Raw genomic sequence first — 14,636 nt, forward strand, 5'->3', positions numbered from 1 at the left:
ATGTTCTTCGCCCGGCGCGCCGCTGCGCCCAGCCCGTCCCGCCCGTTCGGAGGCGGCGGGGCACCGCGCTGGCAAAAGGACAGGCGCGGGAACTGGAAGCCGCCCACCCCGCCCGCCGGCGCCGAAGCGCGCGCCATCGGTGAAGGCGGGATGGAACAAAGGCTGCTGCGCGCCGTTCTTGCCAGCCTGTTGCGTCATCCCGAACAGATTGCGCCGCATCGGGAGCAGCTTTCCGGGCTGCGAATCGCCGATCCCGCGCTGGCGGAGCTGCTCGCGACGATGATCCGATGCTCCTTCCACAAAGAAACAGTTGAAACGCAGGCCCTGCTTACCATATTGGGGCAAGGTGAAGTGTATAATAGGGCCAAGGGGATGCTCCGGGCCGATACGTTTTCACTCACCCCATACAGGATGACAGCCGATCCCGGTCGCGTGTCGCGCGATCTGGAGGAGGCTATCCGGGTGATGGCGCAGGGGCCGGAGCTGGAAGCGGCGATGGTGGAAGCTACGAAGCGATTCGAGAAGGACGTCAGCGAAGCCAATTTCGCTGAACAACAGCGCATTCGCGCGTTGATGGCCGATCATGATCGCAGACTGGCGGAACTGGCGCAGCCCGAAGATGGTATTTGATTTGGTTTATCCCGCCTGTCGGGATTGCGAAGTGCAAGGCGAATAGATGGCGACCAAGGCGAACAGCAAGAATAACGGCGCGGGCGATGGCGAGGATGGTGGCGATGCTCCCCTGCTCGATCTCAACGAAGCGTCGGTCAAGAAGCTGATCGCGCGCGCGAAAAAGCGCGGCTACATCACCTATGACGAGCTGAACGATGCCCTGCCGCAGGACCAGATGTCCTCCGAGCAGATCGAGGATGTCATGTCCGCGCTCAACGACATGGGCGTCAACATCGTCGAGAATGAGGAAGCCGGCGAGGACGGCGATGACCAGCGCGACGACGCCGACGACGAGTCGGCGGAGGATGGCGCGGAAGACGACGGCCCCAAACTCGTTACCGAAAAGAAGAAGGAAACGGTCGACCGCACGGACGACCCGGTCCGCATGTATCTGCGCGAGATGGGCGCGGTCGAGCTGCTGAGCCGCGAGGGCGAGATCGCCATCGCCAAGCGGATCGAGGCGGGCCGCGACACGATGATCCTGGGCCTGTGCGAAAGCCCGACGACCTTCAACGCGATTATCGAATGGTCCACCGCGCTCAACAATGGCGAGATGCAGCTGCGCGAGATCCTGGACCTCGACGCCATGTTGTCCAAGGATCCTGCCCCGGAAAATCTGGAGGAAGGGGCCGAGGATGATGACGGCGAAATCAGCGAAAAGACCGCTGGTCCCAGCTTCAAGGAAGAGGAGGAGCCCGAGGAGGAATCCGCCGACGCCGATGAGGATGAGGACGGCCTGACCGAACGCCGCGCCCGTCGCACCGAGGATGACGAAGAGGAGGACAACACCCTCTCCCTCGCCCAGATGGAAGAGACGCTGAAGCCGATGGCTTTGGAAAAGTTCGCGACCATCACCGAAATCTTCCGCAGCTTTTCCAAGGCGCAGGAATCGCGCATGCTGGCGATGGCGAGCGGCGAGGTGCTGAGCCAGAAGGCGGAGGACGATTATCAGGCGCTGCGCGAAAGCCTGACGGCCGAGGTGGAGAGCGTCCAGTTCCACCAGCAGAAGATCGAATATCTGGTGGACCAGCTCTACGCCTATAACCGGCGCCTCACGGCGCTGGGCGGCCAGATGCTGCGCCTTGCCGAGCGGCACAAGGTCAGCCGCAAGGATTTCCTCGATCGCTATGTGAACCATGAACTGGACGACGCCTGGCTCGACAAGGTGGGCGGCATCGACAAGAAATGGTCGGCCTTCGCCGCCGCCGAGGGACGCGCGGTCGACCGCATCCGCAACGAAGTGGCGGAAATCGCGCAGGCGACCGGCATGTCGCTCCCCGAGTTCCGCCGCATCGTCAACATGGTGCAAAAGGGCGAGCGCGAAGCACGGATTGCAAAGAAGGAAATGGTCGAGGCGAACCTGCGCCTCGTTATTTCCATCGCTAAAAAATATACGAACCGTGGCCTGCAATTCCTTGATCTTATTCAGGAAGGTAATATCGGCCTGATGAAGGCGGTGGATAAGTTCGAATATCGCCGCGGCTACAAGTTCAGCACCTATGCCACCTGGTGGATCCGGCAGGCGATCACGCGGTCGATCGCCGATCAGGCGCGGACCATCCGCATCCCGGTCCATATGATCGAGACGATCAACAAGCTGGTCCGCACCAGCCGCCAGTTCCTGCACGAGCAGGGCCGCGAGCCCACGCCCGAGGAGATGGCCGAGCGGCTTTCCATGCCGCTCGAAAAGGTGCGCAAGGTGATGAAGATCGCCAAGGAGCCGATCAGCCTCGAAACGCCCATCGGCGACGAGGAGGACAGCCATCTGGGCGACTTCATCGAGGACAAGAACGCCATCATCCCGGTGGATGCCGCGATCCAGGCGAACCTCAAGGAAACGGTCACGCGCGTCCTTGCCAGCCTGACCCCGCGCGAGGAGCGTGTGCTGCGCATGCGCTTTGGCATCGGCATGAACACCGACCATACGCTGGAGGAAGTGGGCCAGCAGTTCAGCGTCACCCGCGAGCGTATCCGCCAGATCGAGGCGAAAGCGCTCCGCAAGCTGAAGCACCCCTCGCGCAGCCGCAAGATGCGCAGCTTCCTCGACCAGTAAATTGCTGGAACCGGTAAAGCGGAATTAACCATCGTTGACGCAAAAGGGCGGCTCTCACGGTCGCCCTTTTCGCGTTTATATACCCGACGTTTACCCAGACGCCCTATGGTGCGCTCCTACTTCCTGCAGGTGCAGGGCAGAACAGGGATTCGTACATGAGCGAAGCGGCACCGCGATACCAGTTTGGAGACATAGCGCGGGTGCTCGAAGCGCTGGTCGCGGCCGATGGCACCGCAGCCCATGCCTATGCCAATCGCGCAGCGACCGGCGTGTCGCGTGAGGCGCTGCTGTCGCTCGCAGACCTGGCGGACGCCGCCTATTATCTCTGCCTGCTGCACGGCCGCCATCCCGGCGTCGTCGATCATGCCGCGACCCGATCCGCCGACAATGAAGCGCGCCAGTGGCTGATCGAGGCGGCGGACGGCTTCGCGCGGGAGCGCGCCTATCTGACGCAGGTGACGGTCGCCGCAGGGCCAGCGCCCAGCACGGCGGGGCAGGCGGATTGCGAAACGGTGGTCAGCCAGCAGCGCCATGCGCTCGACATGCTTGCCCAGTCCGATCGGCGCGGCTGCGCCATGGGCGCGGCGATGGCACTCGTGCTTGATTGGCGCGCGGTTCGTCATGTGCTCGACATGGCGGCCATCCGCGCCGGTATCGAACCGCAGCCATGCGCCCTGCCCGACCGCGCCGAAACGCTGGCGGTTGCGCGCGCGATCGGCGGCGATGACGCGATCGACCGGGCGATCCAGTTCGGCGCGCGCCAGTTGCTGAACCAGCATCGCGGCCTGTGGGACTTGCTCGCCGCCCGTGCGGACCTGCGCGCCAAGGCTGGTTGATCCCCCTTTAACGATTGCGCCGATGCCTCGTATTGCCTAGTTCCGTTGTATGCAGCAACGGGATCAGACAATGCGGTTTGAAGGTACGCAGGATTATGTCGCCACCGACGACCTGAAGGTCGCGGTCAACGCCGCCGTGCTGCTCCGCCGTCCGCTGCTGGTGAAGGGCGAGCCGGGCACCGGAAAGACGGTGCTGGCGCAGGAGATCGCCAAGGCGCTCGACGCACCGCTGATCGAATGGAACGTCAAGTCGACGACGAAGGCGCATCAGGGCCTGTATGAATATGACGCCGTCGCCCGCCTGCGCGACGGGCAGCTGGGCGATCCGCGAGTCCACGACATCGCCAACTATATCCGCAAGGGCAAGCTGTGGGAGGCATTCACCTCGCCGCGCCTGCCGGTGCTGCTGATCGACGAGATCGACAAGGCCGACATAGAATTCCCCAACGACCTGTTGCAGGAACTCGATCGCATGGCCTTCCATGTCTATGAAACGGGCGAGACGATCGCGGCGGCGGAACGCCCGGTGGTCGTCATCACGTCGAACAACGAGAAGGAACTGCCGGACGCCTTCCTGCGCCGCTGCTTCTTCCACTATATCAAGTTCCCCGACCGGGAGACGATGGAGCGGATCGTGGCGGTCCATTTCCCGGGCATCCAGAAGATATTGGTGTCGCGCGCCATGGACATTTTCTACGAGATCCGGGACGTGCCCGGCCTCAAGAAAAAGCCGTCCACCTCCGAACTGATCGATTGGCTGAAGCTGCTGCTGAACGAGGACATGCCTCTCGACGTGCTCCAGAACAACGACCCGACCAAAGCGATCCCGCCCCTCCATGGCGCGCTGCTCAAGAATGAGCAGGATGTGATGATGTTCGAACGGCTCGCTTTCATGGCGCGGCGGCAGGGACGCTGACGCCCCGAACCTTTCGCCATTCCACGGAGGTTTCATGCCCCATAGCGCCGGATGCCTTTGCGGACAGGTCCGCATCACCATCGACGCCGAACCGCTTGCCGCGCGCATGTGCTGGTGCCGTCTTTGCCAATATCTGGGCGGCGGATCAGCGACGGTGAACGTCGCCTTTCCATCCGACAAGGTCACGACCAGCGGCGATGTGCGCTGGCACGCGAGCACGGCGGACAGCGGCACGTCGATGCGCCGCGGTTTCTGCCCGGAATGCGGGACGCCGATCTTCAGCCTGGCCGAATCGCGGCCGCACCTGACCTTCATCCGCGCCGGCGCGCTCGATAATCCCTCGCTGATCGCGCCGCAGGCGGTCATCTGGACCGAGGCCGCGCCGGACTGGGCGCATCACGACCCCGATCTGCCCCATTATCCGGCACAAATCCCGCCCGTCGCCTGAAAAGCCGCTTGCGCCCGGCCGTCCAGCCTGTAGCTTCCCTGTCATAGTTCAAGGCCGCGCAAAGACGGTCTGGCTCTGGAGAGGGATGCTGATGCGCGCGCGCACCCGGACGATGATTTCGACGCTTCTGTTCTCCGCCGGCGTGATGCTGGCGGCGCAGGGTCATGCCGCAGACGAAACGGAAGCCTGGCTGCCGACCGACAGCGCCATCCGGGCGCCGGCCGCCGGCATCGCCCTGCCCCAAACCATAGCGAACCTGTCCCTCACCAAGAGTGGGGAAGCCTCCAACGGCGGCCGCGCCGTGGACAATTATGCCCAATATCTGTCGGAGGACGGCGCGGTCCAGGCGACGCTCTACGTCTATATGCCGACCTATGCCGACGCGGCGCTTGCCGCCTATATGACCGACAAGGCGATCATCGAGCGGTTCGGCACCAAGACGCGCCGCACCGCCTATGCCAGCGTTGCCGTCGCGGGACAGACCGGTCGCGCGATCCGCGCGATCTATGATGATGCGGCGGACGGGGCGCTGACCACGGCCGCGGGCTTCGTCCATGTCGGGCGCTGGGTGGTGAAGCTGCGCGTGACCGGCCCGACCGAGCGCCGCGCGGAGGTTGTCGCGGGCCTCGACGGCATGCTGGCGGCCCTGCAAGTGGATGATGTCGCGCAGCTTCGGCCTGTTGCGCCGGCCAGCTTCAGTGCCTGTCCATCGACCGATTCGACGGATGCGCGCCTGACCCCCGCTGCGCCGGGCGATGCCGCCGCGCCCCCGGACGTACGCATTCCGCGCGACGGCAGGGACAAGCTTTGCGTCCGAGACAAGGTCGTCACCGCCGATGGCAGCTTCGACATGCTGCAGCAGGCAGATAATGCCGACGGCCCGATCATCGTACCGGTGGATGACAGCGGCACCGTGCTCGCCTTCGATCCTGCCCAAGACGCCAGCGGATACCGGCTGTCCATCCATATGGTCGGCCAGACCGATCTCTACGGCACCTATGACAAGGTGCCGAGCCCGACCCAGGTCGCCGCGATCATCGACGGAAAAGACCCGCAAACGGCACAGGCAAGCGCGGTCGCCGCTTACGCCGCCAACGGGGACGTCACGGTCAGCCACCTCCCTCGGGCGGGTCGCTGACCCGACGCATTTGCCCTGTCGAATCGGTTTCATGGGCGGCGGACGCTGATTATCGCCGCGCGCCGCGCCGATCAGATCAGATAGCCGACCTCGTAAAGGCCCCAGCGGCGCCCGCCAAAGGCGAGCGGTACGAAGACGCTGCGCAGCGCGCGGTAGCGCCCGGCGCCCAGATCCTGTCGATAGGTGCAAAGGAAGAAGTCGCCTTCCTCATCCAGTGCGCGCCTTATCTGGCCATCCATGAAGATCTGGCGGTTGCGCGCATGCTCCATGTTCCAATCCCGCGCGCCCGGCCGTTGCGGCGCGCTGCGCCCGCTGACATGGGTGGGGAGATAGCCGTTCATGTCGATGAGGCAGCAGCCGACGATCGCATCGTCCTGCGCTGTCCGCCGGTCCAGCAACGGCTGAATCACCGCGTCGGCGAAGCGGGTGAAGCCATTGAGATATTGCGGCGGGTCCGATCCCTCGATCCGGCGATAAGCGGTGTCGAACAGATCTTCGATCGTCAGCCGTCCTTCGGCGATCGCCCCGTCGATCAACGCCGACACCTCGTCGCTTCCTTCTTCCGCGAGCGCGATATAGCGGCTGTTGCGGGTCTTGCCCGGACCATGGGCCGCGCGATCCAGCATCGCGTTCGCCATCCCCTCCAACCCTTCCAGCTGGACACGCGACGCATCCACCCGCGCCGCATTCTCGCCGGCCGACCGGCTGAACTGCGACAGGCCGGCGCGCAGCGCGGCGACATCGCCGTCCGCTGCATCGGTACAGGCGACGATGGCGTTGGACCGTTCGCCAAACTGCCCCACGAGCGAGGCAATTTCCGCCACCGACAGGCGCAACCGGTCGATATGCGTGCCCACGCCCCGGCTGCGGATGATATTGTCCTCCACTCCGCCGATTAACCGCCGGGCATCCTGGTCCAGCAAGCCCAGCTTTTCCCCGACGGAACCTGCGGACTCACCGGCCTGTTCGGCAAGCCGCCTTATTTCTTCCGCCACGATGGCGAAGCCGCGCGTCGCTTCTCCCCCGCGCGCAGCCTCGATCGCCGCGTTAATGCCCAGGAGGCGGGTCTGCCGGGCGATCGCGCCCAATTCTTCCGAAATCCCGCCTACAGCCTCGATCACTGTCAGGAACCGGCGAAGGTGGCTTTCAAGGCCCGATACATGATGCACCAGTTGCGTCACCTCATCCAGCGACAGGCCGATCACGTCATGCCCCTGCGCGATGACCTGCCCCGCGCGCGCCGCCGTCACGCTCAATTCGCGTGCCGCGGTCACGCTCTCCGACTGGCTCGCCGCCAGCCGGCCCATATTGTCCTGCAAATCGCCCAACTGCGCGACATCGGCCTGAATCCGTCGGTTCAGCTCGCCCAGATAGCCGGCGGTTTCGCTGCACTGCAAAGCGATGTCGCCCGATCTTTCCCCAAGATCGGCCAACAAGTCCCCGTTTTCCAACAATTCCCCCACTTCTGGCTCGCGTCTGGATAGTGCAGCATTAACCATGCACTGCAACACTTAATATTTCCATGATGTGACAGGCCGCACGCCGCTTGCATCGCGGGCCGGGCTGACCGACAAGGTCCGTCATGCTGCTTGACTTTCTCGATGCCCTTCGCGCCGCTGGCATTCCCGCCGGGATCAAGGAGCATCTGCTGCTGCTGGAAGCGCTCGACCGGGATGTCATCGCCCGCCGGCCGGAGGAATTCTACTATCTTGCCCGGGCGACCTATGTGAAGGACGAAGGCCTGTTCGATCGCTTCGACCAGGTTTTCGCCAAGGTGTTCAAGGGCGTGCTGGAAGCGGACGACCTGACGGCCGACATCCCGGAAGAATGGCTGCGCCTCGTCGCCGAAAAATATCTGACGCCCGAAGAGATGGCGAAGATCCAGTCGCTCGGTGATTGGGACGAGATCATGGAGACGCTGAAGAAGCGGCTGGAAGAACAGGAAGGGCGGCATCAGGGCGGCAATAAGTGGATCGGCACCGGCGGCACATCGCCGTTCGGCCATGGCGGCTATAATCCCGAAGGCGTCCGCATTGGTGGGGAGAGCCGCCACAAGCGGGCGATCAAGGTGTGGGAAAAGCGCGAGTTCACCAATCTCGACAACAGCCGCGAACTGGGCACCCGCAACATAAAGGTCGCGTTGCGCCGCCTGCGTCGGTTCGCACGCGAAGGGGCCGCGGACGAGCTGGACCTGGACGAAACGATCCGGGGCACGGCACGGCAGGGCTGGCTCGACATCCGCATGCGGCCCGAACGGCACAATGCGGTGAAGCTGCTGCTTTTCCTGGATGTGGGCGGATCGATGGACCCGTTCATCACCCTGACCGAAGAACTCTTCTCCGCCGCGACGGGAGAGTTCAAGAATATGGAATTCTTCTACTTCCACAATTGCCTGTACGAAGGCGTGTGGAAGGACAACCGCCGCCGCTTTTCGGAACGGATTCCGACCTGGGATATCCTCCATAAATATGGCCATGACTATAAGGTGATCTTCGTCGGCGACGCCGCGATGAGCCCTTATGAAATCAGCCATCCCGGCGGATCGGTCGAGCATGTGAACAGCGAAGCGGGCGCGGTCTGGCTCCAGCGCGTTACCCGCACCTATCCCGCCACGGTGTGGCTCAACCCGACGCAGCGACCTCAGTGGGACTATAGTCAGTCCACCCGCATCATCCGCGAACTGATGAATGATCGCATGTATCCGCTGACGATAGACGGCATCGACGCCGCCATGCGCGAATTGACCCGGAAGAGAGGATGAGCGCGCTGCTGTCCGAAGCGCTGAGCATGATCGGGCGGGGCGAGGCCGATGCGGCGCGGATACGCGTGGACGCCGGCTGCGCAGACGGGGATGGCGACGCATTGGCGTTGCGCGCCCTCTGGCGCGTGGAAGGGAAGCTGATGCCTCGCGACATGGGCGGAGCACGAACCGACCTGACTGAATCCGCCCGGAGAGGCAATGCCGGTGCGGCGCGAATGCTGGGTGGGCTTCTGGCATCGGGCATCGGGGGACCGCGCGACTGGCAAGGTGCGCTGGCGGTGCTGGCCGAGTGGCGCGATCATGACCCCCTCGCCGCGCGTCAGGCATCGCTCATCGCCCGGATGGCCATCGACGATGAAGGCGATCCGACGCATCTGCCAAAGCCACACTCCCTTTGCGACGCGCCGCTCATCCAGATTTTTCCCGGATTATTCACGGCTGACGAGTGCGATTTCCTTGTGGAGCTTGCCGAGCGTCGCCTCCGCCCGGCGGTCATCTTTCATGAAGGACAGGGCCGGTTCGTCGCCGATCCAATCCGCGATTCCGATGCGGCGGGATTTCCGATCCTGTCCGAATGGCCGTTCGTCCACGCGCTCAACCGCAGGCTGGCGCGCGCCAGCGGCACCGCGGTTGAACAGGGCGAGCCACTGCAACTGCTGCGTTACCGTCCGGGTCAGCAATATCGCCCCCATCTCGATGCGCTGCCGGGTCTGGGCAATCAGCGCATTCTGACTTTCCTCATCTATCTTGGCGACGACCATGCCGGCGGAGAGACGCGCTTCACCCGGGTCGGCATTGATGTCACGGCGCGAAAGGGCGACGGCCTGCTTTTTTCCAACAGCGTGGCCGAGGGCCGCCCCGATCCGATGAGCGAGCATGCAGGCCTCCCTGTGCGTTCCGGCGTGAAGCGCGTCGCCAGCCGCTGGATCAGGCAGCGTGCGCCTGACGGCCCGGACGGCTTTGGCCAGCATGAAATGGCGCGATGACGACATGACGAATTTGTAATCCGCCGCCGCCTTGACCCGCGCCGCGTCCCGGTCCATTTCGCCTGCGTGCGAGGGCTTCGTCCGCGCCAATGTCCGCAACGCCCGAGAGGGGATCATGTCAAGCAACGACCATAGTAGTCGAACGATGATCCCGATGGGAGCAGAGGCGCGCCGCTAGCGGCCGACACCTCTTGAAGCGACCATCGGCCCGGTCGGTTTCAGGAGGTGATAAATGAACGCAGCCATCCGTTTTCTCACGGCCCCGCTCCACCGCGCACCCGCATCGCGCGATGTCTATGCAGTGTTCGACAGCCGCCAGACCTTCGGCGAAAGGCTCGCCGACCGGGTCGCCGCCATTGGCGGATCGTGGCGCTTCATCATCGGCTTTGCCCTGTTCCTCGCCATCTGGGCGGTGCTGAACAGCGTCATCCTGGCCAGCCGCGCCTTCGACCCCTTCCCCTATATCTTCCTCAACCTGATGCTCTCCATGCTGGCGGCGCTACAGGCACCCATCATCATGATGAGCCAGAACCGGCAGGCGGCCAAGGACCGGCTGGAAGCGCGGCTCGATTATGAAACCAACGTCCGCGCGGAATCGGAAATCGCGCTGCTGCACGAAAAGATCGACCATCTGCTCGAACGGCTCGATGCTACCGGGCGAACGGCGTGAGAATCAGGCGCGGAACAGTTCGCCGCCCGTCATGGGCCGGGGCACGCCGGTGGTTCCGGGGAAGCTGATCGGCAAGCCCTTGAGGCACCGTACCGCCATATAGGCAAAGCCCTGCGCCTCCAGCGCGTCGCCGTCCCAGCCAAGACCGTCCACCGGCCGCACGTCTGCGCCGATCCGCTCTGCCAGCATCGCCATCAGCGTGGCGTTGTGGCGGCCGCCGCCGGCGACATGGATCGCCGCTGGCCGTTCCGGCAGATGATCGACCCCGCGCGCCACGGTGGCCGCGGTGAACGCCGTCAGCGTCGCAGCGCCGTCTTCCAGGGAAAGTCCCCGCACCGCGTCGATGCCGAACCGTTCGCGATCGATGCTTTTGGGCGGCGGCGCATCGAACCAGGCGTCCGCCATCATCGCGCCCAGGCGTGTTTCGTCCACTCTGCCGGAAGCCGCGGTCGCGCCACCCGCATCGAAGGCAGCGCCGCCATGCGCCTGCATCCAGTTGTCGATCAGGCCGCTCGCCATCCCGGTGTCGAATGCGACCAGCGTGCCGTCCGATCCGATGAAGGTGATGTTGGCGACGCCACCCAGATTCAGCACGGCGGCCGGCTTGTCCAGCCTCTCGGCCAGCGCACGATGATAGACCGGGAGCAACGGCGCGCCCTGCCCGCCCGCCGCCACGTCCGCGCTGCGCAGGTCGCCCGCCACCGGGATGCCGAATGCGCCCGCCAGCGCCGCGCCGTCGCCGATCTGCCACGTCCACCCCCATTCGGGCCGGTGCGCGACGGTGTGCCCGTGGAATCCGATCACGCCCACATCCTCGGCGATATGGCCGCTGCGCCCCAGCAGATCGGCCACCGCCTGCACATGCCGTTCGGTCAGTTCCGCCTCGACCGACGCGATCAGCGGTTCGAAGTCCCGCTTCGCCATCCCCATCGCCCGTGCGCACGCTTCGGCCAGCCGCAGCCGGAAGCCGTCATCATAGGCCATGGCGTGAAAGGCGACCGGGGTGACCGCCCCTTCCCCATCGGTTTCGATCAGCGCCGCATCGATCCCGTCGCGCGAGGTGCCGGACATCAGGCCGATTGCCAACATTGCAGGGACTCCGCCTCTTTTACACTCTCGCCCGCAATGCTACAGGCGCGCGCCATGAGCAACTATCAGTCCGAACTCCTGCGCCTGCTGGACACGCGCGGCTATATCCATCAGCTGACCGACGCGGCAGGGCTCGACGCCCTTGCGGCAAGCCAGGTGGTGCCGGGCTATATCGGCTTCGATCCGACCGCGCCGTCGCTTCATGTCGGGAGCCTGGTGCAGATCATGATGCTGCGCCGGATGCAGCAGGCGGGGCACAAGCCGATCGTGCTGATGGGCGGTGGCACCGGCAAGATCGGCGACCCCTCGCTGCGTGACGAGGCGCGATCGCTGCTGACGGTCGAGAAGATCAACGAGAATGTGGCGAGCATCAAGCGCGTGTTCGAACGCTTCCTGACCTTCGGGGACGGGCCGTCGGACGCGATCATGCTCGACAATGCGCAATGGCTCGATGCGCTGGAATATATCCCCTTCCTGCGCGACATCGGCCAGCATTTCTCGGTGAACCGGATGCTGAGCTTCGATTCGGTGAAGCTGCGGCTCGACCGCGAGCAGTCGTTGAGCTTCCTCGAGTTCAACTACATGATCCTCCAGGCCTACGACTTTCTGGAGCTGTCGCGCCGCGCCGGCTGCCGGCTCCAGATGGGCGGGTCGGACCAGTGGGGCAACATCGTCAACGGCATCGAACTGTCGCGCCGCGCCGACGGCACGCAGGTCTATGGCCTCACCTCACCCCTCATCACCACGGCGGACGGCGGCAAGATGGGCAAGACGGCCAAGGGCGCCGTGTGGCTGAACGCGGACGCGCTCTCCCCATATGATTACTGGCAGTTCTGGCGGAACACGCAGGATGCCGATGTCGGCCGGTTCATGCGCCTGTTCACCGACCTGCCGCTGGACGAGATCGCGCGGCTGGAACGGCTGGAAGGCGCGGAGATCAACGAGGCGAAGAAGATCCTCGCCCATGCGGCGACGGCGATGGCGCATGGCGAGGAAGCCGCCGCCGCCGCCGCCGAAACCGCGCGCAAGACGTTCGAGGAAGGCGCGTCGGACGCCAACCTCCCGACCGTCAGCCTGGGCGCGGAAGGACTGACCGTAGTACAGGCGACCACGGGCCTTGGCTTTGCGACATCCAACAAGGAAGTCCGCCGCAAGCTGGCGGAAGGCGCGATCCGGCTGAACGGCGATGTCGTCACCGATCCGGCCGTAACGGTCAAGGCGGGCGACAAGCTGAGCTTCGGCGCGAAGCGGCACGGGCTGGTCATCGCCTGATCGATCCAGCCTTAGTGGTTCATTAAGCCTGTCTGGTAGGACATCGGCTACTTTCCGCCGCTTAAGGCTGGTGCATGACCTCCTCCGTCCTTGCTGGTCTTGGCCACGTCCTGCGCTCGCGCGATCCCTCGGTCGAACAGAGGCGAGCCAGGCGCGACCTCGTCGATATGGTGAGCCACGTCACGGCGCGCGGACGGATCCATGGCGTTCGGGTCATCAACATCTCGCCCTTCGGCCTCATGTGCCGCAGCGAGGACGCGCTTCTTCAGGGCGAGCGCATCACCATATGGCTGCCGATGCTGAAGGACTATGCCGCGGAAATCCGCTGGTCGGAAGATAATCGGGCGGGCATGGAGTTTGTGGAGGCCATCGAGCCGCGCATATACGAAGCGCTGCTGTCCCTCATCCCGCCGCGTCAGACAGCCTGGTAAAGCCCTCCCCCGCCTCGATGCGCTGGCGGGTGCGCACCAATGCGTCCGGCATCTGCGTGCGCAGAAAATCCATCACCGCCTCGCGCACTTCGCACCGCAGGTCGAAGGCGATGCCGGCGTTGCGGGCGGAGAGCAATCCGCGCAGTTCCAGTGCTTCGGGCCGATGTTCGGTCACCTGCAGGATTGCGACCCGGCCATCCCATCGGCTGTTCCCCTTCACCGCCGAAACGAACACTTCGCGGATGCGCGCTATGTCGGCCGCAGGATCGACATGGAAGAATACCGTGCCGAGCAGGTCGGACGTTTTCGTGGTCCAGTTCTGGAAAGGCTTTTCCAGAAAATAGGACACCGGCACCACCATGCGCCGATCGTCCCAGATGCGCACGACGACATAGGTGAGCTTGATCTCCTCGATCCGGCCCCATTCCCCTTCGACGATCACCACATCGTCCAGGCGGATGGGTTCGGAAAAGGCCATCTGCACGCCGGCGATCAGATTCTTGAGCGCAGGCTGCGCCGCCGCGCCGACCGCGAGACCCGCCAGGCCGGCCGACGCCATCAGCGTGACGCCGATCGTGCGAACGCCGGGAATGGCGATGAGCATCATCGCGATCACCAGAAATCCGACGACACATTGCGCGATGCGGTAGAGGATGCCGATCTTCGTGCGTTGCCGCCGCGCCTTCAGATTATCCTCTACGCTGATGTCCGCGCCGCGCTCCACCATGGTCTTGGCCGCGCTCATTCCGCGCAGGATCAGCCAGCCCACCAGCAGCGCGAAAATCATGCGCGATCCGATCGCCCAGATTTCCGCGACGCGCGGGCCGAGCTCTATGGACTTGAGCCCAGCGCTGAGCGCGAGCAGCACCACCAGCCATCGCGTGGGATGGTAGATGGCCGGGAGAAGGGCGGGCTCCAGCTTCGACCGCCGCACCAGCCGCAGCAGGATCGAGTAAAGCATCCAGTGGATCAGGAAGGCGACCGCGACGGACAGCAGGATCGACAGCGCGGCCGTCAGCGAGACATGGGAAAGGCTGATGTCGGTCATAGCGGGGCAACGCGGACCGCCGGCCATTGTTTCGCATCTGCGAGATGTTTTCGGCAAGGCGACCGGCCGGCATCGGCGGGAAGCCTCGCTTCTTCCGCGACAGGCCCTTTCGTCCCTCAGTCCTGCCCGGCACCGATCGCGGCAACCAGTTCCAAAATGCGCCCGGCATGTTCCTTCCTGCAGATGAGCAGGTCGGGCATGTAGACATTCTCGCCATTGTAGATGAGCGGCGCGCCGTCGATGCGCGAACAATGGAGCCCGTGCGCGGCGGCGACCGCCACTGGCGCCATGCTGTCCCATTCATACTGGCCGCCGG

General features: G+C 64.6%; 13 protein-coding genes and 2 pseudogenes. 11 read left to right on the plus strand and 4 right to left on the minus strand.

Annotation, left to right across the window (positions count from 1 at the left end):
- The 6 genes and pseudogenes from AX724_RS16510 to AX724_RS16535 form a co-directional block, all read left to right on the plus strand.
- Window positions 1-630, plus strand: a pseudogene (locus AX724_RS16510) (DNA primase); the annotation flags it as partial.
- A gap of 46 nt (window positions 631-676) precedes the next feature.
- A complete protein-coding gene (gene rpoD, locus AX724_RS16515; protein WP_066768331.1) occupies window positions 677-2,725 on the plus strand; it encodes an RNA polymerase sigma factor RpoD in 2,049 nt (682 codons plus the stop codon).
- 155 nt (window positions 2,726-2,880) lie between these two features.
- Complete coding sequence (locus tag AX724_RS16520) at window positions 2,881-3,561, plus strand: DUF6975 family protein (RefSeq protein ID WP_066768337.1); 681 nt, start codon at window positions 2,881-2,883, stop codon at window positions 3,559-3,561.
- Window positions 3,562-3,631: 70 nt separating this feature from the next.
- Entirely contained in the window at window positions 3,632-4,477 is an 846-nt protein-coding gene (locus tag AX724_RS16525) for an AAA family ATPase (protein WP_066768342.1), read from the plus strand.
- A 34-nt stretch (window positions 4,478-4,511) separates the two neighbouring features.
- Entirely contained in the window at window positions 4,512-4,925 is a 414-nt protein-coding gene (locus tag AX724_RS16530; RefSeq protein WP_066768344.1) for a GFA family protein, read from the plus strand.
- Window positions 4,926-5,037: 112 nt separating this feature from the next.
- Window positions 5,038-6,063 (plus strand): hypothetical protein, encoded by a 1,026-nt coding sequence (locus AX724_RS16535; RefSeq protein ID WP_443018738.1) that lies wholly within the window; start codon window positions 5,038-5,040, stop codon window positions 6,061-6,063.
- 71 nt (window positions 6,064-6,134) lie between these two features.
- Here the strand turns inward: AX724_RS16535 and AX724_RS16540 are convergent, their stop codons facing one another.
- The gene (locus AX724_RS16540; protein WP_197421610.1) at window positions 6,135-7,499 is read right to left on the minus strand and encodes a methyl-accepting chemotaxis protein; all 1,365 of its coding nucleotides are present in this window, start codon (window positions 7,497-7,499) and stop codon (window positions 6,135-6,137) included.
- A gap of 146 nt (window positions 7,500-7,645) precedes the next feature.
- On the opposite strand from AX724_RS16540, the gene AX724_RS16545 reads away from it, so the two are divergent.
- The 3 genes from AX724_RS16545 to AX724_RS16555 all read left to right on the plus strand — a co-directional run bounded on the left by AX724_RS16545 (window position 7,646) and on the right by AX724_RS16555 (window position 10,480).
- Window positions 7,646-8,824: a vWA domain-containing protein gene (locus AX724_RS16545; protein ID WP_066768346.1), complete on the plus strand. Its 1,179-nt coding sequence runs from the start codon at window positions 7,646-7,648 to the stop codon at window positions 8,822-8,824.
- Window positions 8,821-9,810, plus strand: coding sequence for a prolyl hydroxylase family protein (locus tag AX724_RS16550; RefSeq protein ID WP_066768350.1), 990 nt, complete (start codon window positions 8,821-8,823; stop codon window positions 9,808-9,810). Before AX724_RS16545 ends, AX724_RS16550 begins: the two co-directional genes overlap by 4 nt.
- A gap of 232 nt (window positions 9,811-10,042) precedes the next feature.
- Window positions 10,043-10,480: a DUF1003 domain-containing protein gene (locus AX724_RS16555; protein WP_066768354.1), complete on the plus strand. Its 438-nt coding sequence runs from the start codon at window positions 10,043-10,045 to the stop codon at window positions 10,478-10,480.
- Between the two features lie 3 nt (window positions 10,481-10,483).
- Here AX724_RS16555 and AX724_RS16560 read toward each other — a convergent pair whose 3' ends face one another.
- Window positions 10,484-11,569, minus strand: coding sequence for an anhydro-N-acetylmuramic acid kinase (locus AX724_RS16560; RefSeq protein ID WP_066768356.1), 1,086 nt, complete (start codon window positions 11,567-11,569; stop codon window positions 10,484-10,486).
- 54 nt (window positions 11,570-11,623) lie between these two features.
- Between AX724_RS16560 and tyrS the strand changes: the two genes are divergently transcribed.
- Complete coding sequence (gene tyrS, locus AX724_RS16565; RefSeq protein WP_066768371.1) at window positions 11,624-12,841, plus strand: tyrosine--tRNA ligase; 1,218 nt, start codon at window positions 11,624-11,626, stop codon at window positions 12,839-12,841.
- A gap of 74 nt (window positions 12,842-12,915) precedes the next feature.
- Complete coding sequence (locus AX724_RS16570) at window positions 12,916-13,272, plus strand: PilZ domain-containing protein (RefSeq protein WP_066768358.1); 357 nt, start codon at window positions 12,916-12,918, stop codon at window positions 13,270-13,272.
- Here the strand turns inward: AX724_RS16570 and AX724_RS16575 are convergent.
- A complete protein-coding gene (locus AX724_RS16575) occupies window positions 13,244-14,320 on the minus strand; it encodes a mechanosensitive ion channel family protein (RefSeq protein ID WP_156448125.1) in 1,077 nt (358 codons plus the stop codon). The two genes, AX724_RS16570 and AX724_RS16575, sit on opposite strands and share 29 nt — an antisense overlap.
- 116 nt (window positions 14,321-14,436) lie before the next feature.
- A pseudogene (locus AX724_RS22985) lies at window positions 14,437-14,636 on the minus strand (3'(2'),5'-bisphosphate nucleotidase CysQ); the annotation flags it as partial.

The organism is Sphingobium sp. CCH11-B1, from assembly GCF_001556865.1.
Lineage (GTDB): Bacteria > Pseudomonadota > Alphaproteobacteria > Sphingomonadales > Sphingomonadaceae > Sphingobium.

Bases quoted from the DNA above. Each gene is read 5' to 3' on its own strand.
- AX724_RS16570 (WP_066768358.1), top strand. From the start codon at position 12,916: ATGACCTCCTCCGTCCTTGCTGGTCTTGGCCACGTCCTGCGCTCGCGC.
- AX724_RS16560 (WP_066768356.1), bottom strand. From the start codon at position 11,569: ATGTTGGCAATCGGCCTGATGTCCGGCACCTCGCGCGACGGGATCGAT.
- AX724_RS16520 (WP_066768337.1), top strand. From the start codon at position 2,881: ATGAGCGAAGCGGCACCGCGATACCAGTTTGGAGACATAGCGCGGGTG.
- AX724_RS16530 (WP_066768344.1), top strand. From the start codon at position 4,512: ATGCCCCATAGCGCCGGATGCCTTTGCGGACAGGTCCGCATCACCATC.
- AX724_RS16555 (WP_066768354.1), top strand. From the start codon at position 10,043: ATGAACGCAGCCATCCGTTTTCTCACGGCCCCGCTCCACCGCGCACCC.
- rpoD (WP_066768331.1), top strand. From the start codon at position 677: ATGGCGACCAAGGCGAACAGCAAGAATAACGGCGCGGGCGATGGCGAG.
- AX724_RS16575 (WP_156448125.1), bottom strand. From the start codon at position 14,320: ATGACCGACATCAGCCTTTCCCATGTCTCGCTGACGGCCGCGCTGTCG.
- tyrS (WP_066768371.1), top strand. From the start codon at position 11,624: ATGAGCAACTATCAGTCCGAACTCCTGCGCCTGCTGGACACGCGCGGC.
- AX724_RS16550 (WP_066768350.1), top strand. From the start codon at position 8,821: ATGAGCGCGCTGCTGTCCGAAGCGCTGAGCATGATCGGGCGGGGCGAG.
- AX724_RS16545 (WP_066768346.1), top strand. From the start codon at position 7,646: ATGCTGCTTGACTTTCTCGATGCCCTTCGCGCCGCTGGCATTCCCGCC.
- AX724_RS16525 (WP_066768342.1), top strand. From the start codon at position 3,632: ATGCGGTTTGAAGGTACGCAGGATTATGTCGCCACCGACGACCTGAAG.
- AX724_RS16535 (WP_443018738.1), top strand. From the start codon at position 5,038: ATGATTTCGACGCTTCTGTTCTCCGCCGGCGTGATGCTGGCGGCGCAG.